The sequence below is a fragment of the Pedobacter nanyangensis genome (genome assembly GCF_003313505.1).
Taxonomy (GTDB): domain Bacteria; phylum Bacteroidota; class Bacteroidia; order Sphingobacteriales; family Sphingobacteriaceae; genus Pedobacter; species Pedobacter nanyangensis.
This window is the reverse complement of sequence record NZ_QMHO01000005.1, coordinates 59,976-79,630: the sequence shown is the minus strand read 5'-3', so window position 1 is coordinate 79,630 and position 19,655 is coordinate 59,976. Positions and strand designations below refer to the sequence as shown.

Annotated in this window: 17 protein-coding genes; 12 read left to right on the top strand and 5 right to left on the bottom strand. The window is 42.1% G+C overall.

The genetic code is table 11. The annotated features are described in order from the left end of the window. The first annotated feature begins 15 nt into the window (after window positions 1-15). Together DUT71_RS10470 and DUT71_RS10465 are read left to right on the top strand one after the other, a co-directional pair. Window positions 16-525, top strand: a complete 510-nt coding sequence (locus tag DUT71_RS10470; RefSeq protein ID WP_113662488.1) for a very short patch repair endonuclease — start codon at window positions 16-18, stop codon at window positions 523-525. A 69-nt stretch (window positions 526-594) separates the two neighbouring features. Next, window positions 595-1,032: an RrF2 family transcriptional regulator gene (locus DUT71_RS10465; RefSeq protein WP_113662487.1), complete on the top strand. Its 438-nt coding sequence runs from the start codon at window positions 595-597 to the stop codon at window positions 1,030-1,032. A gap of 79 nt (window positions 1,033-1,111) precedes the next feature. On the opposite strand, the gene DUT71_RS10460 is transcribed toward DUT71_RS10465, so the two are convergent. The 5 genes from DUT71_RS10460 to DUT71_RS10440 form a co-directional block, all read right to left on the bottom strand. Then, complete coding sequence (locus DUT71_RS10460) at window positions 1,112-1,609, bottom strand: YdeI/OmpD-associated family protein (RefSeq protein WP_113662486.1); 498 nt, start codon at window positions 1,607-1,609, stop codon at window positions 1,112-1,114. A gap of 112 nt (window positions 1,610-1,721) precedes the next feature. Further along, complete coding sequence (locus tag DUT71_RS10455) at window positions 1,722-4,877, bottom strand: error-prone DNA polymerase (RefSeq protein ID WP_113662485.1); 3,156 nt, start codon at window positions 4,875-4,877, stop codon at window positions 1,722-1,724. A 3-nt stretch (window positions 4,878-4,880) separates the two neighbouring features. Beyond that, complete coding sequence (locus DUT71_RS10450) at window positions 4,881-6,380, bottom strand: Y-family DNA polymerase (protein ID WP_113662484.1); 1,500 nt, start codon at window positions 6,378-6,380, stop codon at window positions 4,881-4,883. Continuing rightward, window positions 6,377-7,111 carry an ImuA family protein gene (locus DUT71_RS10445; protein ID WP_113662483.1) on the bottom strand — a complete coding sequence of 245 codons (735 nt, stop codon included), beginning with the start codon at window positions 7,109-7,111 and terminating at the stop codon, window positions 6,377-6,379. Before DUT71_RS10445 ends, DUT71_RS10450 begins: the two co-directional genes overlap by 4 nt. Window positions 7,112-7,284: 173 nt before the next feature. Then, on the bottom strand, window positions 7,285-8,682 hold the full coding sequence (locus DUT71_RS10440) for a sigma-54-dependent transcriptional regulator (RefSeq protein ID WP_113662482.1): 1,398 nt from the start codon (window positions 8,680-8,682) through the stop codon (window positions 7,285-7,287). Between the two features lie 182 nt (window positions 8,683-8,864). Here DUT71_RS10440 and DUT71_RS10435 point away from each other — a divergent pair, with 182 nt between their 5' ends. From DUT71_RS10435 to DUT71_RS10390, 10 genes are all read left to right on the top strand, one after another. Then, window positions 8,865-9,545, top strand: coding sequence for a hypothetical protein (locus DUT71_RS10435; RefSeq protein ID WP_162796023.1), 681 nt, complete (start codon window positions 8,865-8,867; stop codon window positions 9,543-9,545). 28 nt (window positions 9,546-9,573) lie between these two features. Then, window positions 9,574-10,026 (top strand): hypothetical protein, encoded by a 453-nt coding sequence (locus DUT71_RS10430; RefSeq protein WP_113662480.1) that lies wholly within the window; start codon window positions 9,574-9,576, stop codon window positions 10,024-10,026. Between the two features lie 715 nt (window positions 10,027-10,741). After that, window positions 10,742-11,020, top strand: a complete 279-nt coding sequence (gene rpsO, locus DUT71_RS10425; RefSeq protein ID WP_113662479.1) for a 30S ribosomal protein S15 — start codon at window positions 10,742-10,744, stop codon at window positions 11,018-11,020. Between the two features lie 118 nt (window positions 11,021-11,138). Continuing rightward, entirely contained in the window at window positions 11,139-13,286 is a 2,148-nt protein-coding gene (pnp, locus tag DUT71_RS10420; RefSeq protein ID WP_113662478.1) for a polyribonucleotide nucleotidyltransferase, read from the top strand. Between the two features lie 121 nt (window positions 13,287-13,407). Continuing rightward, window positions 13,408-13,593: a hypothetical protein gene (locus DUT71_RS10415; protein ID WP_113662477.1), complete on the top strand. Its 186-nt coding sequence runs from the start codon at window positions 13,408-13,410 to the stop codon at window positions 13,591-13,593. Between the two features lie 2 nt (window positions 13,594-13,595). Further along, on the top strand, window positions 13,596-14,078 hold the full coding sequence (locus DUT71_RS10410; RefSeq protein WP_113662476.1) for a DUF6036 family nucleotidyltransferase: 483 nt from the start codon (window positions 13,596-13,598) through the stop codon (window positions 14,076-14,078). After that, on the top strand, window positions 14,079-14,750 hold the full coding sequence (gene rpe, locus DUT71_RS10405) for a ribulose-phosphate 3-epimerase (RefSeq protein ID WP_113662475.1): 672 nt from the start codon (window positions 14,079-14,081) through the stop codon (window positions 14,748-14,750). A gap of 3 nt (window positions 14,751-14,753) precedes the next feature. Beyond that, the gene (locus DUT71_RS10400) at window positions 14,754-17,189 is read left to right on the top strand and encodes a TonB-dependent receptor (protein WP_113662474.1); all 2,436 of its coding nucleotides are present in this window, start codon (window positions 14,754-14,756) and stop codon (window positions 17,187-17,189) included. Window positions 17,190-17,340: 151 nt separating this feature from the next. Continuing rightward, the gene (gene serC, locus DUT71_RS10395; protein ID WP_113662473.1) at window positions 17,341-18,408 is read left to right on the top strand and encodes a 3-phosphoserine/phosphohydroxythreonine transaminase; all 1,068 of its coding nucleotides are present in this window, start codon (window positions 17,341-17,343) and stop codon (window positions 18,406-18,408) included. Between the two features lie 3 nt (window positions 18,409-18,411). Beyond that, on the top strand, window positions 18,412-19,362 hold the full coding sequence (locus tag DUT71_RS10390) for a D-2-hydroxyacid dehydrogenase (RefSeq protein ID WP_113662472.1): 951 nt from the start codon (window positions 18,412-18,414) through the stop codon (window positions 19,360-19,362). Window positions 19,363-19,655 lie beyond the last annotated feature (293 nt).

The window sequence follows — 19,655 nt, the reverse complement described above, 5'->3', positions numbered from 1 at the left end:
TATTTTTGTAATTGGATGAGAAAAAAGCCCAAGTTCTATATCACTGAGGAAGATCCTATTAAAGTGCCCCGCTTTGAAGAAAGTGCTGGTTTTTATACCACCAGGCAGCGTAGTAAAATCATGGCTAAAATTAGCGGAAGCAATAGCAAACCCGAGCTTTTACTGAGAAAGGCATTGTGGAAGGAAAATATCCGCTTCCGTATCCATCGTAAGGACCTGCCAGGACGGCCAGATTTGGTAATGGAAAAATACCAACTGGTTATTTTTGTGGATGGCGATTTTTGGCACGGTTACGAGTGGCAAAAACGAAAACCCAAAACCAACCAGCAGTTTTGGATCCCTAAAATAGAACGCAATATGCAGCGGGACAGGTTTGTTAACCAGGCGTTACAGTGTTTGGGCTATGTGGTAATGCGTTTTTGGGAACATGAAATTAAACAAAACTTAAAGGCAAGCGTTAACCAAATAAAACTGTATATTGAAGCGGCAAAAAAGGAGCGGATACCAGATAATTACGAACAGTAAACGCTTGGGATGCATTAACGAACCAATTTGCCGAATAACTAGCTAAGTAAAAAATTACTACATTTGTCCATGCTTTCTAAAAAGACCAAGTATGCCATAAAAGCGCTAGTTGCGCTGGGTAAGAACATGAACCTGCCGCCTATGCAAATTTCAAAAATTGCAGAGGAAGAGCGCATCCCAAAAAAATTTTTAGAGCAGATTTTGTTGGACTTGCGCAATGCAGGCTTCCTTTATAGTAAAAAAGGAGCGGGCGGTGGCTATAGCCTCAATAAAAAACCAGAAGATATTTACTTGGTACAGATCCTTCGTTTAACCGATGGCCCTGTAGCCATGTTGCCCTGTGCCAGTTTGAATTTTTATCACAAATGTGATGAATGTACCGACGAAGTAACCTGTGGCATAAGAAGTGCCTTTATTGATGTAAGGGATGCCACGCTTAAAATTTTGGGCGAAACCAGTATTGCAGACATCATAAACCGCGAAGATAAGCTCAAGCTGGAAATCTAGATTTTTCTTAACGTATTTTAGCTTTAGCATGTCTGCATGCTTTAGCAGTGTTGCGTACCGGCAAAATTGTTTTTTGAAACTATTGTTTTAGCACTTGTTTTCTGCCAATAAATGAGCCCTTGCCCAACAAAAAATCAATAGCCTTATCAATGTTTCGATAGATACTTTCCTCGGTTCTTAAATTGGCAATATACCGCACTATTTCCTTTTGCATCGAGGGACTAAGCCCATCGAACACCGCATGAGCCTTTGGGTTATTGGCCAACGCCTGCATCAGTTTGGGATGTACCGTTATGGTCCTATCCGAAGGGTCATACTGAATGGTGGCCTGTATGGTTTCGCCAATGCGCTTTGGAGAGTTTTTGAGCATATTGGTATTGATATACAGTCGCCACAGGCCGCTGTACTTCACTAGGGTTTGTTGATAGGTGATATCGTTAATGGTTCCTGTAACAGGGATATATCCCTTGTTTTTGCCAGCCTGTTCAAAAATTTTGGTTAAAACCGCTTGGGGCACCTCAATATAGGGGTTAATTCCAATAATGGCTATGGCAGCATCAAAGGCATAACTTTTCATGTTCAGTTTTTATGGAGGTCCAGCCTAAATATAGCTAAACTTTTTTGTAGGGGCAATCTTTAGTTACACTGGTATGCCTAAAAAGAGAACTGCGATATTCCGCTGCGCTATGCTACTTGAAATTTCTTCCATCATGGAAAGCCTTTTCGCCCATAGTAGGCGGAATATTGCGGGTTTTGCTGCCATGTAATTGTTGTAATAGGCCATTGTAATTATGACAGCGTTGCACCACAATATGCACTACCTGTCCTTCTCGTTGCACTTTGCCTTCTACCATCAGTAGTTTAGCTCCTAAAATTTCCTTGCGATATTGGTTAAAGAGCTTTTGGTAAACTACAAGGTTGGCGGTGCCTGTTTCATCTTCAATGGTAATGAAACAAATCCCACTGGCGGTGCCTGGCCGTTGCCGTACCAAAATCAGCCCTGCTAATTTTAGTTGTTGCCCGTTTTGCGCCTCGTTAGCGGTTTGGGTACTGCTTACTTTAAGCATGTCGAGTTCTTTGCGGATAAAGCTAAGCGGATGCGCTTTGAGCGAAAGCCCCACATGGGCATAGTCATGCACCACATGCTCCGAAGTTGGCATTAGCGGTAAAGAAATCTGGGTTTCGTATTGGCCATGATCGGCTTTGCCCTCAAATAAGGCTATGGGCCTGTCATGCAGGGCGCTAATATGCCATAGGGCAGTTCTGCGATCCATGTTCATGCTCCTAAAAGCATCGGCATCTGCCAGTTTTTCGAGCGTGCTTTGGTGGATGCCCAGATCACGTAGGGCGGCCAAACTTTTATAGCCCGATTGGCGGCGGGCTACCAAAAAATTCATTTCCTCTTCCATGAGGCCCTTGGCTTGCCTAAAGCCCAATCTAATAGCATAAAAGTTGCCAATTTTGTCTTCCAGTGTATTGTCCCATGCTGAATAATTGATATCGATAGGCAAAACCGTTACTCCGTGCTTTTGGGCATCAATCACAATTTGTGCGGGCTGGTAAAAGCCCATGGGCATGCTATTGAGCAGGGCTGTGGCAAACACATCAGGATAAATACATTTGAGGTAGCTGGAAATGTACACCAATAAGGCAAAGCTTGCTGCATGGCTTTCGGGAAAACCATAGCCGCCAAAACCTTCAATTTGCTTAAAAAGACGTTCGGCAAATGCGGGCTCGTATTTTCTTGCTATCATCCCATCAATAAGTTTTTGCTTAAAGTTGGTTACCTTTCCCACGGCTTTAAAAGTGGCCATGCTTCGGCGTAGCTCATCAGCTTCTGTGGGCGTAAAACCTGCGGCAACAATGGCAACCTCCATGGCTTGCTCCTGAAAAAGAGGTACGCCACATGTTTTTCCCAATATTTCTTTAAGTTCTTCTGATGGATATTCTACCTCTTCCTCTTTATTCCTTCTTCTTAAATAAGGATGTACCATGTCTCCCTGTATCGGTCCCGGACGAACAATGGCCACTTCAATCACCAAGTCATAAAACTTCATGGGTTTTAACCTGGGCAGCATCGACATTTGGGCTCTGCTTTCGATCTGGAATACGCCCAAGGTATCGGCTTTGCTAATCATCTGATAAACTTCATTGCCTTCTTCATGAGGGATATTGTGCAGGTTGTAATCCTTATGGTAATGTTTTTTGGTTAAAGTAAAAGCCTTTCGGATGCACGTGAGCATTCCCAGTGCCAATACATCAACCTTTAAAAAACCTAAAGCCTCAATATCATCTTTGTTCCACTCAATGCAGGTGCGGTTTTCCATTCGGGCATTAAGGGTGGGGCATAAGTCGGTCAATTTGCCTTGCGTAATGATAAAACCACCTGTGTGCTGTCCCAGCTGCCTCGGAAAACCTACCATTTGCGCCGTAAGCTCCAAGGTTTTTTTTAGCAGGGGATCTTCTGGATTAAGGCCGTGGGCAATCAAACGTTCACGGTCAAAACCTTCATCGTAATGGCTGCTTACCGTTGCTGAAAGGATGTTGAGCGTATCTGCCGATAGTCCCATGGCTTTGCCCACATCTCTAACGGCTCCTTTGCTGTGCAGTTGGGTAACAGTGGCTACAATAGCTGCACGATCCCGGCCATATTTTTCATAGATGTACTGCATCACTTCTTCCCGGCGTTCATGCTCAAAATCAACATCAATATCAGGTGGTTCGTTACGGGCATCAGACATGAAACGGGCAAAAAGCAGGTTAATTTCCGTAGGATTTACAGAGGTGATGCCCAAGCAGAAACAAATGACCGAGTTGGCCGCCGAACCTCTTCCCTGGCAAAGGATCTGGCGGCTGCGGGCAAAACGCACAAAATCGTGTACGGTAAGGAAATAGGATGCATAGTTTTTTCGGGCTACAAAATCCAGTTCGTAGTTAATGGTATCTATAATTTTTTGGGAAATATTGTTGCCAAACTTTTGTTGGGCGCCCTGCCAAGTTAGATGTACCAATTCTTCCTGTGGGGTCCTGCCTTCGGAGGTGAGCTCCTCGGGATACACGTATTTAAGTTCATCTAACGAAAACTGGCACTTTTCGGCAATGGCCAGTGCATTATCAATGGCCTGTGGGTAGGTCCTGAACAAACGTTGCATTTCTGCTATAGGTTTCAGGTGCCGTTCGGCATTTTCATGTAATTGGTAGCCTGCGGTGTAAACGGTGCATTTTTCTCTTACACAGGTAAGGATGTCCTGCAACTGCCGACGTTGGGGCTCGTGGTAATGTACATCATTGGTAGCTACCAAGGGGATGCTGAGCTGTTGTGCCAATTGTGCCAGGCGGAACATCCTTTTTTGGTCTGAACCGGTGTAGTTGCGGTTAATGGCCAGGTAAAGCTGTTGGCCCAAAGCTTCTTGGTATTGCTGTAGCTGTGCCTTAAAATTAGGGTCTATTTCGAAATTTTTTTGGAGCTGTGCAGGGGCAATGGCCACAAAAAGAAGGTTGTGCCTGTGCAGCCAAACATCAGCTTGGTACAGGTGGCACGCACCTTTTTCGGCACGGCTGTTTCCCAAGCTCAGCAGCGCTGATAACTGGCTATAGCCGCTTTTATTGATAGGGTAGGCCAATAACGAAGGGCCATCCAATAAATCTAACCTACAGGCAGGGATAATCTTGATGGGATATTTTCTGGCGGCAACATGGGCACGTACAATGCCAGCCAAGCTGTTCCTATCGGTAATGGCTATTTTAAGATAGCCCAGTTGGGCTGCTTGGGCTACCAGTTCTTCGGGGTGTGAAGCGCCGCGCAAAAAACTGAAATTGCTGGTGGTTTGTAGTTCTACGTACATCGGTTAGGCAAAAAATCCATGAATAAACCATTGTGCGGCAATTTTGCTATGGTAGTGGCCCAGCCTGAACAGCCAGTAACGTTGCCCTTTTTCATCTTCTACATAGTAATAATCGCGGTGCTTTCCTTCGTTTAACCACCACTCACGCTCAATTCTTTCAGGCCCATCGGCTTTAGTGATACGGTGCAGCTGGCCCCTGTAGGTGAAGTTCATGGGCGGATAATCGGGAATGGGCGCACTTACCTGTATAGGCTCTGGTTGGTTAAGTAATACCGTAGGCCTAAGTTTATGGCTTGGCCATTGGCTTGTTGGCTGCTGTTGCAGGTCATTTACGGGGGTTACACTATGTTCAGGCCAATGGTGCTCCTGGGGCAGATACCTTCTGATGGCATTTTTTCCGGCCTTGATGCTGATACGGTCTAGCAGTTCCGATATTTCCGAAAGATTTTGCTGTTCCTGGATTTGCCATAGTGCTTCCTGTTGTTTAGGCAGTGTTTCTACCTTGGTGGCCTGCATCAGGAATAGTTCAATGCCCAAATCAGGTTCAATTTGTTTGATCTTGAGCTCGAACAATTTGAAAAGATGCCTGACATGGATAGAAGGCTGGTTGGTGCCAATACTGATCTGTTGTAGTTTGCCATCAAGGCGATAACATTTTAAGGTTGCATTTCTAAATCCTACATCGTCTTTTTCTAAAACCCTGCATAACTTTTCCAGCAAGTTCTCCAAAGCAATTTCAATGCCTTTGGCCGTTTGTATGGGTTCAATGCAATGTAACCTTTCTTGGTAGGTATGAGGTTCAGAAATGGCTTCAAATGCCTCGGGCCAATGCCCTAGGGCCTGCCCAATACGCCAATTGATTTGCTCGCCAAAACGCCTTCGAAGCGTAGAGGGCGCAATGTGTATAAAACTTTCGATATGGTGGAAGCCCAGTTTGGCCAAGCGCTGTATGGTGTCTTCTTCCAAGCGTAAGGCTTTGGCAGGCAAAGAGAGCAAAGCCTGTAACTGTTGGCCCTTGCCAACAATTTGGTTTTGTCCGTAATGGGTAAGGGCCCAAGCTGCGCCCAGGGTATCGGCCATGGCTATTTTAAAGTGATAGCCTGCTTTCTTTAGCCTGGCACTAATTTCTTGTAGGTAAGGCATCTCGCCTTTCCATAGATGGGTACAGCCAGCAACCTCTAAAAATATGCCATCTGGCTGAGCTAGGGCTATATTGGGGCTGTAGCGAATAAACCATTCGGCTAGCATTTTTAGCAACTTTTGCTGCCGCATAGGTTGATATTTGAAAGCCTGTAAAGCGGGTAGGGCAATTCTGGCATCGGCCAAAGGCATATTTGGTTTTAAACCTAGCTTTTTAGCTTGATGGCTAAGCGCCATAACCATTTGCTTATTGTGCTCTTGTGCCACTAGGACATAGGGCTGCCCATTCAGTTCCTTTTGCTGAATAGCCATTTGGTCGGCTACCAAATGCGGAAACCATATGGAAACATAACGCTTGTTCATGAACCAACAGCATGGGGTATAAAGGCTGGTGAAACAGTATTGTTGATAGTTTGGAACTGCCCATTATACCATGCAATGTTAAAGCTTGCTGTGTTGCCATTGCGCACTTTGAGCAGTTGTACCTTCCAATTGGCAAAACCAACGCCTGGGAGCTGTTCTGTGTTATGGCTTGTTATTGGGCTAATTTGCCATCTGGCGGCACAGGCCGTGGCATGGATAGGTCCGGTTTGGGTGCGCAGTATAAAGCCAGTCACTTTGCTTTTTTCTACCGTGAGCTGTAAACGTTGAGATTGGGCAAAGGTAATGGCTTCCAGCTCACTAATAACGCCGTTCAAACTTTGGCATTTAAGGGCTTCTTCGGTAGCCCAAAGGATATCTTTTGGCTTTGCAAGGTTAATGAAGATAATTTGATGGGCCGGAATACCAAAATAGTTTAGTCCAGGGGGAAATAGTTGGCGTTGTTTTCCAATCCATACATAAATGCCCTGATGGGTGTTTAGCTTAGCCAGCAAGCCCATGATGAAAGCGCTGGTGCTGGCCACATGCTCTGGCTGGATACTGATAAACTCATGGATAGTGCCCGTAGGAAAAACTTGATTGGGAAAATGCTTTTCGATATGTGCAAAACCAAGTTTCTGCTGTTGCTGTTTTGGATTTGCTTTATAGCCCTCTAAATCGAGAATTTGTCGCTGAAGGCGTTCAATGATCGTTTTATGAAGGGTTTTTTGCATGTTATTTTACTAATATATTTAGCAAATATAGTAAAAATATTAGTAAATAAAGTTTTAAAGTATTTGTGCTTTTCTTCTTTCGATATCAGCTTTGTTGGCTGTAAAGCTATTTAATGATGAGGTTTAGGGGCTATAAAAAACAAAGCGGGGCTTGTGGGCTCCGCTTTGTTTTGTTATTCTGCTCTTTTCAGTCCAAACTTTTCAATTTTACTGTAAAGATGGCTGCGTTGGATATCAATATCGTCGGCCGTTTTGGATACGTTCCAGTTGTTTTTTTCCAGCTTGAACTTGATGTACTCTTTCTCTGCAAAGTCTTTATATTCTTGGAAATTGCTGAAACTATCATAATTAAAGCTGCTGCCCTGGTTGCCGCTATTGCCGCCTGAGTGGCCGGCACCAACATTGGTACCTCCGCTAGGGTTGGCAAAGGCCACTACATCCTGTTCGGTAATGGTTTTGTCGCTCAGGATAATCAAACGCTCAATCATATTGCGTAGTTCACGTACGTTACCTGTCCATGGCAGTCTTTTAAGGGCATCCATGGCGCCATCTGTAATTTTTTTGGCGGGCATGCCGTACTCGCCACAAATTTCTTCTAAAAAGCTTTGGGCAATTACGGGGATATCGTCGGTACGCTCGGTTAAATGGGGTACGTGGATGTTGATTACGTTGAGGCGATGGTACAAGTCCATCCTGAAATTACCTTCTTCAATTTCTTTTAAAAGATCTTTGTTGGTAGCGGCCACAATTCTTACGTTTACGTCAATTTCCTTTTCGCCGCCAACACGGGTAATTTTATGTTCCTGCAAGGCACGTAGCACCTTTGCCTGTGCCGACATGCTCATGTCGCCAATTTCGTCTAGGAACAGGGTGCCGCCATTGGCCAATTCAAATTTGCCGATACGTTGTTTCACTGCCGAAGTAAAAGAACCTTTTTCGTGTCCAAAAAGTTCACTTTCAATTAACTCTGAAGGGATTGCAGCGCAGTTTACCTCTATCAATTGGCCGTCAGAGCGGTTTGATTTTTCGTGCAGCCAACGGGCAACCAGTTCTTTACCACTACCATTGGCCCCGGTAATCAATACCCTCGCTTCGGTAGGGGCTACACGTTCAATGGTTTCCTTGATTTTTCCAATGGTGTCCGAGTTGCCCAGGATGTCGCGGGTTTTACTAACCTTTCTTTTCAGCACCTTGGTTTCGGTCACCAAAGAGCCGCGGTCCAAGCCGTTGCGTACGGTAATCAGCAAACGATTTAAGTCAGGTGGTTTGGAAATAAAATCAAACGCACCTTTTTTGCTAGCTTCTACGGCGGTCTCTACAGTTCCGTGCCCAGAAATCATGATAAATGGCAGGTCGGGCTTTAGGCCAAGTGCAGTTTCCAACACTTCCATGCCATCCATTTTGTTCATCTTAATGTCGCAAAGAACCAAATTGTAATCGTTCTTTTTGATCATTTCCAGGCCATCAATGCCGTTGTCTATATCGTCAACCTCGTAGTTCTCGTATTCTAGTATTTCGCGAAGAGTGCTCCTGATCGCTCTTTCATCATCAATTATGAGCAGTTTTGCCATATCTGTATTGGGTGTTTGTACTGCGAATATATTATTTTTTGTGAAATGTATAGTTTTTTGTACAATCCGTTTTTATAACGACGATACCTGGAAGTTGTTTTGGGGGATTTGATTTATGCACAGATATTTCATTCGGCATGGCGTTTATTTGATAGATGATTGATTAAATTGTATGTTAGCGTATGAATAAGTTCGTTTGCATCATTTTATTTTCAGCACTCGCTCTAGCGATGTGCAAAAGCCCCATGGAAAAAAATGGGTATGAGGTAATCTCTTCTCAAATCAGTGGAGAGGATAGCTATAACAGTGTATTGCTTTCAAAAATTATATCGCCGGATAGTGTAATTGAAATTGCCAGAACATTGAGGAAGGAAGCGAAAAAGGTCGAAAATGCTACCTTCTACTTCTATCAGCCCGGAATGAGTTTGGATATCTGCTGGGTATCGGTGAGTTATAAGAGCAATGAACGGGGATGTAATATGAAAGACAAGGATGGCGTTTGTGTTGAATTTAGAGAAGTTTGGACAACATTTGTCCCAGCAGAAGAATTGGGCTTACTTAAAGCGAAAGGTTTTGATAGAAAAAAACTTTTGATGGAGGTTGTGCATACCCACGCCGAAGCCAAATATGAAATATATGGCGTAAGTGATAGTGCCGCTACTTTTGTAAGTATAAAAAAAGGGATGCCTGATAGGGTGGTGCCATTAAAAATTAAGATTCAGCATAAAGAAAGAAGATTTTTTTATGATGCTCCCAATATTCCGGGGTATTTTGTTTTAGGCGATGATTCCATCACCCTTTATGAGGATGAAAATTCTTCTGCTAGCACAACTTTGTACAGATATCAGCCTCAAAAGCAATAATAACTAACTTTAGCATATTTCATTCTTTATGGTAGGAGGTGGTGTAGGAGGAGCGGCAGGTGTTTTTGTTATATTTGCCCTGTTAAATCCTTTTTTCGTCAATGTCATTTTGGTTAACCTGGGGGTGTTTGGCGAGCTCAACAGAAAAAAAATAATTTGGATCATACTTAGCTATTTTGGGGTATTGCTGCTCGAGGTCCTTCCCATTTACCTCTACAGAGAAAAATATGTCGAATTTTTTGCTGCGCTTTTTTTAACCACTTTTTTGTGGCTGTTTCCGCTAAGCTTTTTTACTTGGGGGCGCAAAAGGAATATCAAAAGAAAAGTGTATGTAGTGGTTGCGGCCATTACCGTGGTAGTTGTTTTTTTATACACCAAGCCCAAAGCTTACGAAAACAATAAGAACTTAACCATGCCGCCAAATAATTGGGAAGGCAGTTCCAAAAAACTGTTTAAAAATAGCAGGTATATTTTTGGTTAGATGATTTGATGGCGGGTTAATTGGGCTGGCGCTTTGTTCTTGTCGTCCTGAGAGCAGCAAAGGATCTCGTTAATTGTGGTGTGCCCGCAGATCACAATGATTTTTTGCGTTGGATTTTTCCGATTGGCAAGGTTGTGCAATGCCTTGCCACGTTACGGGGTTGACCAGTACTTTTTCCTGAAAATCAATTGCCGTACAGCTATTTCCCGAAAGCCCTTCTTTCCGCTATAGTCCAAAGCTCGTAAACTCGCCTTGGAGCTGCCGCTTCAATAAGGTTTAGCCCACCAACACCCGTAATACTTCTGGAAAAGCCATGTGCCCGCCGTGCCAAAAGCAATAGCGCAAAACCTAGCAGGTTTAATTTGATGTGTTCATTGCCTTTAGGTAGTTAAAAGGGGGCTAGCCGTTTAAAACCTGCAAGCGTTGTTAAATAAGCCTGATAGGAGTGAAAATACTTTTTGCCTGAAATTGCTCCGTACCTTGCAATGGCCGGAAGAGGCAAAAAGATTGCAACGGATAGCAGGGCCACATTTGCCCAGTGTTGGTAGCGTTCACTTTCAAAAATAAAACACCAGCGAAACCATTGGCCTGCTCCGCCATTAACCGGTCAAACAATTTGACAATTAAACGATTTAAGAGTTTTTCTAATCAGAAAAATACTTTATCTTTGCACGCAATTAATTAATTTTAAAAACACTTTAATATTATTCAGGTAATGTATTTAAGTTCAGAAAAGAAAGCCGAAATCTTTAATCAACACGGCGGTGCAGCAACTAACACAGGTTCTGCAGAAGGTCAAGTAGCATTATTCACTTATCGTATTGCCCACTTAACAGAGCACTTGAAAAAAAATCGTAAAGATTTTTCAACGCAATTAGCTCTACAAAAATTAGTAGGTAAGCGTCGTGGTATTTTGGCTTATCTTTACAAAAAAGATATTGAGCGCTACCGTGCTATCATCAAAGCTTTATCGCTTAGAGATATCATTAAATAAAAGCTTTTATCAAGTAAAAGCCATTCTTTTAGAGTGGCTTTTTTTAGTTTAATACTCGAAAAATAAATATAAACTCGATCTGTTCGAAAGAGGAAAAACAGGTCACAACAATTTGTAAATGAATGTAATAAAAAAATCGTTCGATTTGGGCGATGGAAGAATTGTAGAAATTGAGACAGGTAAGTTGGCCAAACAAGCCGATGGATCCGTAGTTGTTAAAATGGGCGATACCATGTTGTTGGCAACAGTAGTATCAACTGTAGGTGCTAAACCAGGCACAGATTTTTTGCCGTTATCGGTAGATTATCAAGAAAAATATGCGGCTACTGGCCGTATTCCGGGAGGTTTCTTACGTCGTGAGGCTAAATTGTCTGACTACGAAGTGTTGATCTCTCGTTTAGTGGACAGAGCTTTACGTCCGTTGTTCCCTGATGATTATCATGCTGATACACAGGTGATGATCTCTTTGATTTCGGCGGATAAAAATATCATGCCAGATTGTTTGGCAGGTTTAGCAGCTTCTGCAGCTTTAGCAGTATCTGATATTCCATTCAACGGTCCTATTTCCGAGGTTCGTGTAGCTAAAATTGATGGTAAGTTGGTGATTAACCCTTATTTAAGCGATTTGGAAAGAGCCACCTTGGAGTTTGTGGTTGCTGGTTCTGCCAACGATATCGTGATGGTAGAAGGTGAAGCCGATGAAATCCAAGAGGAGGAAATGGTTGAAGCTTTGAGATTTGCCCATGACGCCATCAAAGTTCAGTGTGCTGTTCAGTTGGAATTAACCGAGGCTACTGGTAAAACCGTAAAACGTGAGTATAACCACGAAGATCATGATGAGGCTTTGAAAGAAAGAATCTATGCCGAAACCTATGACAGGGTTTATGCCATTGCTAAATCTGGGTTAGGTAAAGACGAGCGTTCTGAAGGTTTTACAGCCATCATCAACGAAATTTTAGATGCTTTCCCTGAAGATACAGAAGATTTAACCAAAGCGTTGGCTAAACATTATTTCCATGATGTGAAGTATGATGCGGTACGCAACTTGTTGTTAAATGAAGGTATCCGTTTAGATGGCCGTACCACTACTCAAATCCGTCCAATTTGGAGCGAGGTAGGTTATTTGCCTGCAGCGCACGGTTCTTCGGTATTTACGCGTGGCGAAACCCAATCCTTAACGTCTGTTACCCTAGGTAGCAAAGATGATGAGCAAATGATTGATGGTGCTTTCATCAATGGCTACAACAAATTCTTGTTGCATTACAACTTCCCTGGTTTCTCAACTGGCGAGGTTCGCCCGAACAGAGGTGTTGGCCGCAGAGAGGTGGGCCACGGTAACTTGGCCATGCGCTCACTAAAGAAAGTATTGCCTACAGGTGCCGATAATCCTTACACGATCCGTATTGTATCAGATATTTTAGAATCAAACGGTTCTTCTTCCATGGCAACGGTTTGTGCGGGTACCTTAGCGTTAATGGATGCCGGTATCAAAATCAAAGCGCCAGTATCTGGTATTGCCATGGGATTAATTACTGATGAAAAAACGGGTAAATATGCCATCTTATCGGATATCCTAGGTGACGAAGACCACTTGGGCGATATGGACTTTAAAGTTACAGGTACTAAAAATGGTATCGTAGCTTGCCAAATGGACTTGAAAATCAACGGCCTTTCATACGAAGTGTTGACGAAAGCATTGTTGCAAGCTAAAGATGGTCGTTTGCATATTTTAGGCGAAATGAACAAAACCATCAGCGAGCCTGCAGCAGACATGAAACCACATGCTCCACGTATCGTTTCATTAACCATTGATAAAGAATTTATTGGTGCGGTAATTGGCCCAGGTGGTAAAATTATCCAAGAAATGCAACGTGAAACAGGTGCTTCTATCTCTATCGAAGAAGTTGACGGTAAAGGTATTGTAGAGGTATTTGCCGATAATAAAGCCGCTATTGACGCTGCTGTTGGCCGTATCCGTGCCATTGCTGCTAAGCCAGAAATTGGCGAGGTTTACACTGGTAAGGTAAAATCTATCATGCCTTTCGGTGCATTTGTAGAAATTATGCCAGGTAAAGATGGTTTGTTGCACATTTCTGAAATTGATTGGAAACGTTTAGAAACCATGGACGGTGTACTTAAAGAAGGTGATATCATTGAGGTGAAATTGCTGGATATCGACAAGCAAGGCAAAATGAAACTTTCTCGTAAGGTTTTATTGCCTCGTCCACCAAAACCTGAGTCGGCACCTGCTGCCCCACAAGGATAACAATGATCCGAAAGTCCGCAAGTCGGAAAAGAGGACAAGAATATCAACCCTTTCAGTTTTACTGGAAGGGTTTTTTGTTTGGGATAAGTGGTATTATAAAAGAATTTGTAACTTGCATTTGATGAAATTGAACGGTAAGCAAAATAAAGTAGAAGAGCCTCAGGTAGCTTATAAAAAGGCTGAGGAGGATTTACTGCGTAAGGCTTTGTCCAGTTCGTATACAGAGCGTTTTCATGCAATGACAAGGTTGATGAAGTTAAATATGATGCTAAAATCGGCCAAGATACTCCATAAAAAAATGGATTAACTATGGATGTTTTTGACGATGAAATATTAAAAATATGGCGAGCACTTATCGAAAATAAAGTGAAGTTTATAATGATAGGTGGTGTTGCGACTAATCTTCATGGCTTTCATCGAACAACAGAAGATATTGATGTTTGGATTAAAGATGACCTAGAAAACAGAAAAAAATTAAGAAAAGCTTTTATAGAATACGGATTGGGAGATTTTGAGTTGCTTGAAACTATTGAGTTTATTCCAGGTTGGACTGATTTTCATTTGGATAACCATTTGAGGATGGACATCATGACCTTTGTGAAAGGATTGGAAGCATATGGATTTGACAAAAGCTTATCCTATGCATCTATTGCAACGATTTATGATCTAGAGATTCCATTTTTACATATTAATCAGTTAATTGAGGCAAAAAAAGCATCTAATAGGCCAAAGGATCAGATTGATGTGATAGCATTAGAAAATATTAAGAAACTAAGAGATACAAATAACTAAATGAAACACTTAATTGCCCCTTCCATTTTATCGGCTGATTTTGCCAACCTGCAACGTGATGTAGAAATGATTAACCAAAGCGAAGCAGATTGGTTCCATGTAGATGTAATGGATGGCGTTTTCGTACCCAATATTTCCTTTGGTTTTCCAGTTATTACAGCAGCAAAGAAATATGCTAAAAAGCCTTTTGATGTGCATTTAATGATTATAGATCCAGATAGGTACATTACTGACTTTGCTAAGGCTGGAGCTGATGTTATTACGGTACATTATGAAGCTTGCACCCATTTACATCGTACCATCCAGTTAATTAAATCCGTAGGCTGTAAAGCGGGAGTGGCTTTAAATCCTCATACGCCGGTAAGTTTTTTAAAAGATATTTTACAGGATATTGATTTGGCCTTGGTCATGTCGGTAAATCCGGGTTTTGGTGGACAAGCTTTTATTCCCCAAACGTTAAATAAGGTAAGGGAGCTGAAACAAATGTCGCAGCAAATCAACCCAAATCTATATATCGAAGTTGATGGCGGCGTGGGCATTCAAAATATCGCTTCGTTAATTGAAGCTGGTGCCAATGTTTTTGTAGCTGGCAATGCTGTTTTCGCAGCGCCAAATCCTGCGCAAATGATAGCCGAGCTTAAAAATGTACAGACTTCTATTCAGCACATCTAATTAATGGGCAAGAAAACGCTTTTCCTTTTATGTTTGGTTTTGTTATCGCTTTGCGCCAATGCACAATTGTTGGTTACGGTTAGCGGTGTGGTTTACGACGAGAAAAACCAGCCTTTGCCAAAGGTGACGATAACGTTAGTGGGACTATCAGGCAGTGCCATTAGTGATGAGCACGGGAAATATACGATCCAATCACGCTTGTCTAATTTCAGTTTACGGTTTAAATTGGTGGGTCATCAAACCGAAACCATAAAATTCAATGCGCAAAAAGGGGCGCAGCTGACCAGAGATGTTTTCCTAAAGCCTGACGTAAAAGAGCTTAAAGGCGTTAAAATTACGGGCAAACAAAATCAACTGAACAATGCGCAAAGTATTAATGTTGCTGATTTGGCAAGTTTGCCTACGGTTTCCATGAACTTTGAAGCCATTTTGAAGACCCTGCCAGGAGTTTCTACCAACAACGAGCTGAGTTCGCAGTACAGTGTGCGTGGTGGTAACTTCGACGAAAACCTGATTTACGTAAATGATATCGAAATTAACAGGCCTATTTTAATCAGGAATGGGCAACAGGAGGGATTAAGTTTCATCAATCCTGACTTTGTGAGCAGGGCAAGCTTTTCCGCAGGTGGTTTTAATGCCAGATATAACGATAAACTTTCCTCAGTATTGGATGTGAGATATGATAAGCCCGACAGTAACGAATATGTGCTTACCGCAGGCCTGATGGGGTTTTCGGCCACGGCAAAAGCCAATTTTAAAAATAGCCATTTGCTGTTTGGCCTTAGGCGGAAAGATAACCGGAATGTATTGGGAACGCAGGATCAAAAAGGTAGCTATCGGCCTAGCTTTAATGATTTCCAAGGCCTTTATCAATATAATTTCAATCAAAAGTTTAGCATCAATACCTTGCTCAATTTTAACTCTGGAAGCTTTAAACTTATTCCGGAAAGCAGGGAAACGCAGTTTGGCACCATCAGTACGCCAATGCGTTTAAAAGTAGACTACGAGGGACAAGAAGTTGATGATTATTATACTTACGGAGGTGCAGTAACGGCTTTGTTCAGCCCTGATAAGGATGTATCTGTCAAGTGGATCAATAGCTATTTCGAGATTAAAGAAAGAGAACGCTTTGATATTGATGGCAACTATGTTTTTGAAGAGGTGGATAACAATTATGCTGGTGGCGGCTTTGGCCCAATCCGTAAAAACAGAGGCTTGGGTAATCATTATAGCTACGCTAGAAATACCCTAAAATCCAGTACGGCAAGCACTGAACTTAAGGTAGAACAACGTGTGGGTAAGCATAATTTTACCTATGGAGCACGGTTTGAACAGGCAAAATACACAGATCAGATCAATGAATACAGCTATCTGGATTCTGCCGGCTATATTTTACCAGCAAATACCAATTCCTTTACATTTGAAGATGCTGTTTTTACCAATAATCATTTAAAAATCAATACCATTTCTGGATACTTGCAAAACAGCTACGCTATTTCTCCAAAAACAGATGTGCAATTTGGTTTGCGAGCAAGTTATAATGATTTAAGTAGCGAATTATTGCTAAGTCCTAGGTTATTGATGTTGTACCGCCCGGATGAACATAAGCTTTGGCGATTTACAGCGGGTGTTTACCGCCAGGCACCCAGCTACCGTAGTATCAGAGGATTGGACGGTGCGTTAAATCTCGACCAAAAAGCACAGCGCTCCTATAATATGTCGGCAGGCTATGATTTTGCTTTCAATGGATTGGGAACTCGGTTGAAATTTACCTCAGAGCTTTACTATAAATACGCCGACAGGATGATTCCCTACACGATCGATAACGTAAGAATCAAATATTTGGCGGAAAGCGTAGCCAAAGGGCATACTTATGGCGCAGATTTTTCATTAGGTGGCGAGTTGGTCAAGGATTTGATGTCCTTTTTTAGGGTTTCAATCTTAAGCGCTAACCAAGATGTGATTAACGATAGCTATGTTGCCAAAGATGCCAATGGGCAAAACCAAACCATTTATCCTGGCTATTTGAAAAGACCAACCGACCAGAAAGTAAATTTTTCCATGTTTTTTCAGGATAGATTATTCAAAAGTCCTACCTACAAAGTACACCTTAATTTGCTGTACGGTTCTCGCTTGCCTATTGGTGCTCCTCAAATTAAAACTTATACCGACGATTTTAGCATTCCTGCTTACCGTAGGGTTGATATTGGCTTTTCTAATGACTTTTTGGATGCAAGTGCGAAAAGAAAGCCACAGTTTTTGCGTAGATACTTCCAAGCTGTTATGGCCTACGTAGAAGTGTTCAACTTGTTGAATATCAATAATACGGTGTCGTATTTGTGGCTAAAGGATGTAAATAATGTGAATTATGCCATTCCTAATTATTTAACTGGCAGGCAGTTGAATTTTAAGCTGATCTTTAAGATAAAAGGAAGTTAGCAGAGGTTAATATGCTACCACTTTAGGTTAATATACTAGCAATATTTTTGTCGTTTTCTCAAACGTTTGTCATGTTGATTATTTGGTTGATAAAAAACCTAAATAATTAGTGTCAAAATGTTAATTTTACGAGCAATAAAAAACAGAAAAAATGAGACATAATTTTGGAGCTGGTCCTTGTATTTTACCGCAAGAAGTTTTTAAGCAAGCTTCTAGCGCAGTACTTGATTTTAAAGACGGTTTATCAATCCTGGAAATCTCCCACCGTTCGCCCGAATTTGAGGCAGTGGTTGAAGAGACCGTTAGATTGGTAAAGGAGCTTTTAAATGTTCCTTCGGGATATTCCGTACTGTTGTTGCAAGGAGGAGCGAGCCTACAATTTTCAATGGTGCCCATGAACTTATTGCCTGAGGGCAAAAGTGCCGCCTATTTAGATTCGGGGGTTTGGGCAAGCAAAGCAATCAAAGAAGTTAAATATTTCGGTAAGGCCAATGTTGTAGCATCCTCAAAAGATTCCAATTATACCTTTATCCCTAAGGGTTTCGAAATTCCGGCAGACAGTGCCTATTTTCACTACACCTCTAACAATACTATTTACGGGACCGAGCTGTTTGATTTACCAACAAGCAAGGTGCCGGTAGTTTGCGATATGTCGTCGGATATTATGAGCCGTGTAATTGATGTATCCAAATATGATTTGATCTATGCTGGGGCACAAAAAAATATCGGCCCTGCCGGATTAACCGTAGTAATTGTTAAAGATGAGATTTTAGGCAAAACAGACAGGGCTATCCCTTCAATGTTGGATTACAGATCTCACGTGGATGGTGGCTCAATGTACAATACCCCACCCGTATTTTCCATCTATACCGCAATGTTAAACTTGCGTTGGTTAAAATCTAAGGGCGGCATTGCCGAAATTGAAAAAGAAAACATTGCAAAGGCAAAAGCTTTGTATGCTGAAATTGACAGGAACTCTTTATTTAAGGGTACTTGCGCCGTAGAAGACCGCTCACGCATGAACATTTGCTTTGTAATGGAAGACCCTGAGTTGGAAAAGCCTTTCGCTAAGTATGCGGATGAAAATGGTTTTGAGGGCCTAAAAGGACATAGGAGCGTAGGTGGTTTCAGAGCATCTATGTACAATGCCCTGCCAATTACCAGCGTGCACGCGCTAATTGATTTAATGCAAAGTTTCGAAGAAAAACACAAAAAATAAAAGATGGCTAGAATACTTGCCAATGATGGCATAGATCCGATAGGAAAAAAATTATTAGAAGATGCTGGGTTTACCGTTGATACCCAAACCGTACCCCAAGACCAATTGGTAGCGGCATTGCAAAATTACGATGGCTTAACCGTTAGAAGCGCTACCAAAGTTAGAAAAGAACTGATTGATGCTTGCCCTAACCTTAAATTAATAGGTAGAGGTGGGGTTGGTATGGATAATATCGATGTAGAATACGCCAGATCAAAAGGAATAACAGTGGTAAATACACCAGCTGCTTCATCGTTATCTGTTGCCGAGTTGGTATTTTCTCACTTGTTTACGGGGGTACGTTTCTTGCAAGATGCTAACCGTAAAATGCCTGTAGAAGGAAGTACCAAATTCAACGATTTGAAAAAAGCTTATGCTAAAGGCGTTGAATTGAGAGGCAAAACGATCGGTATTATTGGTTTTGGTAGAATTGGAAGAGAAACTGCAGCGGTAGCTTTAGGTTTGGGCATGAATGTACTAGCTTATGATTTATTCCCTTTCAGTGGCAACATTACGTTGAACCTAACTTTGGGAATCAAGGTTGAAATTCCGGTAACTACGGTAAGCTTAGAAGAGGTGATTGCCAATAGTGATTTTATCTCTTTGCATACGCCATTTGCTGATCAGCCAATTTTAGGTGCCGCTGAATTTGCTGCCATGAAAAATGGCGTAGGTGTGATAAACTGTTCACGCGGAGGAACCATTGACGAAGCGGCTTTAATTGAGGCTTTAAACTCGGGTAAGGTTTCTTTTGCAGGTTTGGATGTTTTTGACAACGAGCCAACACCAGCAGCAGAAATTTTGTCGCACCCTAAAATTTCGTTAACTCCTCACATTGGAGCTTCAACCAACGAAGCACAAGAGCGTATCGGTACTGAATTGGCTAATTTGATCATCGATCATTTTAAAGGTTAATTTCAAATAACTGCATCCTATAAAACGCCCAGGATTTAAATCTTGGGCGTTTTATGTTTGGACTGCCATTGCCGTTAATAATGCGTCATTGCGAGGCACGAAGCAATCTCTTAGAACAACATTGTTTAATTTCGCTTTAGGATTGCTTCGTGCCTCGCAATGACGTAGTTGCGTTCATAGCCCGTCATTTCGACCGTAGCGTAGCGAGCGGAGAAATCTTTGAATATGGCGAAAGATTTTACTTCGTAGCGCTTTAAGATTTCTTCACAAGGTCGAAATCACGAAAGTGCTTA

Excerpts from the sequence above, each read along its gene's own strand:
- DUT71_RS10470 (WP_113662488.1), top strand. The coding sequence starts at position 16 with ATGAGAAAAAAGCCCAAGTTCTATATCACTGAGGAAGATCCTATTAAA.
- DUT71_RS10465 (WP_113662487.1), top strand. The coding sequence starts at position 595 with ATGCTTTCTAAAAAGACCAAGTATGCCATAAAAGCGCTAGTTGCGCTG.
- DUT71_RS10460 (WP_113662486.1), bottom strand. The coding sequence starts at position 1,609 with ATGAAAAGTTATGCCTTTGATGCTGCCATAGCCATTATTGGAATTAAC.
- DUT71_RS10455 (WP_113662485.1), bottom strand. The coding sequence starts at position 4,877 with ATGTACGTAGAACTACAAACCACCAGCAATTTCAGTTTTTTGCGCGGC.
- DUT71_RS10450 (WP_113662484.1), bottom strand. The coding sequence starts at position 6,380 with ATGAACAAGCGTTATGTTTCCATATGGTTTCCGCATTTGGTAGCCGAC.
- DUT71_RS10445 (WP_113662483.1), bottom strand. The coding sequence starts at position 7,111 with ATGCAAAAAACCCTTCATAAAACGATCATTGAACGCCTTCAGCGACAA.
- DUT71_RS10440 (WP_113662482.1), bottom strand. The coding sequence starts at position 8,682 with ATGGCAAAACTGCTCATAATTGATGATGAAAGAGCGATCAGGAGCACT.
- DUT71_RS10435 (WP_162796023.1), top strand. The coding sequence starts at position 8,865 with ATGAATAAGTTCGTTTGCATCATTTTATTTTCAGCACTCGCTCTAGCG.
- DUT71_RS10430 (WP_113662480.1), top strand. The coding sequence starts at position 9,574 with ATGGTAGGAGGTGGTGTAGGAGGAGCGGCAGGTGTTTTTGTTATATTT.
- rpsO (WP_113662479.1), top strand. The coding sequence starts at position 10,742 with ATGTATTTAAGTTCAGAAAAGAAAGCCGAAATCTTTAATCAACACGGC.
- pnp (WP_113662478.1), top strand. The coding sequence starts at position 11,139 with ATGAATGTAATAAAAAAATCGTTCGATTTGGGCGATGGAAGAATTGTA.
- DUT71_RS10415 (WP_113662477.1), top strand. The coding sequence starts at position 13,408 with ATGAAATTGAACGGTAAGCAAAATAAAGTAGAAGAGCCTCAGGTAGCT.
- DUT71_RS10410 (WP_113662476.1), top strand. The coding sequence starts at position 13,596 with ATGGATGTTTTTGACGATGAAATATTAAAAATATGGCGAGCACTTATC.
- rpe (WP_113662475.1), top strand. The coding sequence starts at position 14,079 with ATGAAACACTTAATTGCCCCTTCCATTTTATCGGCTGATTTTGCCAAC.
- DUT71_RS10400 (WP_113662474.1), top strand. The coding sequence starts at position 14,754 with ATGGGCAAGAAAACGCTTTTCCTTTTATGTTTGGTTTTGTTATCGCTT.
- serC (WP_113662473.1), top strand. The coding sequence starts at position 17,341 with ATGAGACATAATTTTGGAGCTGGTCCTTGTATTTTACCGCAAGAAGTT.
- DUT71_RS10390 (WP_113662472.1), top strand. The coding sequence starts at position 18,412 with ATGGCTAGAATACTTGCCAATGATGGCATAGATCCGATAGGAAAAAAA.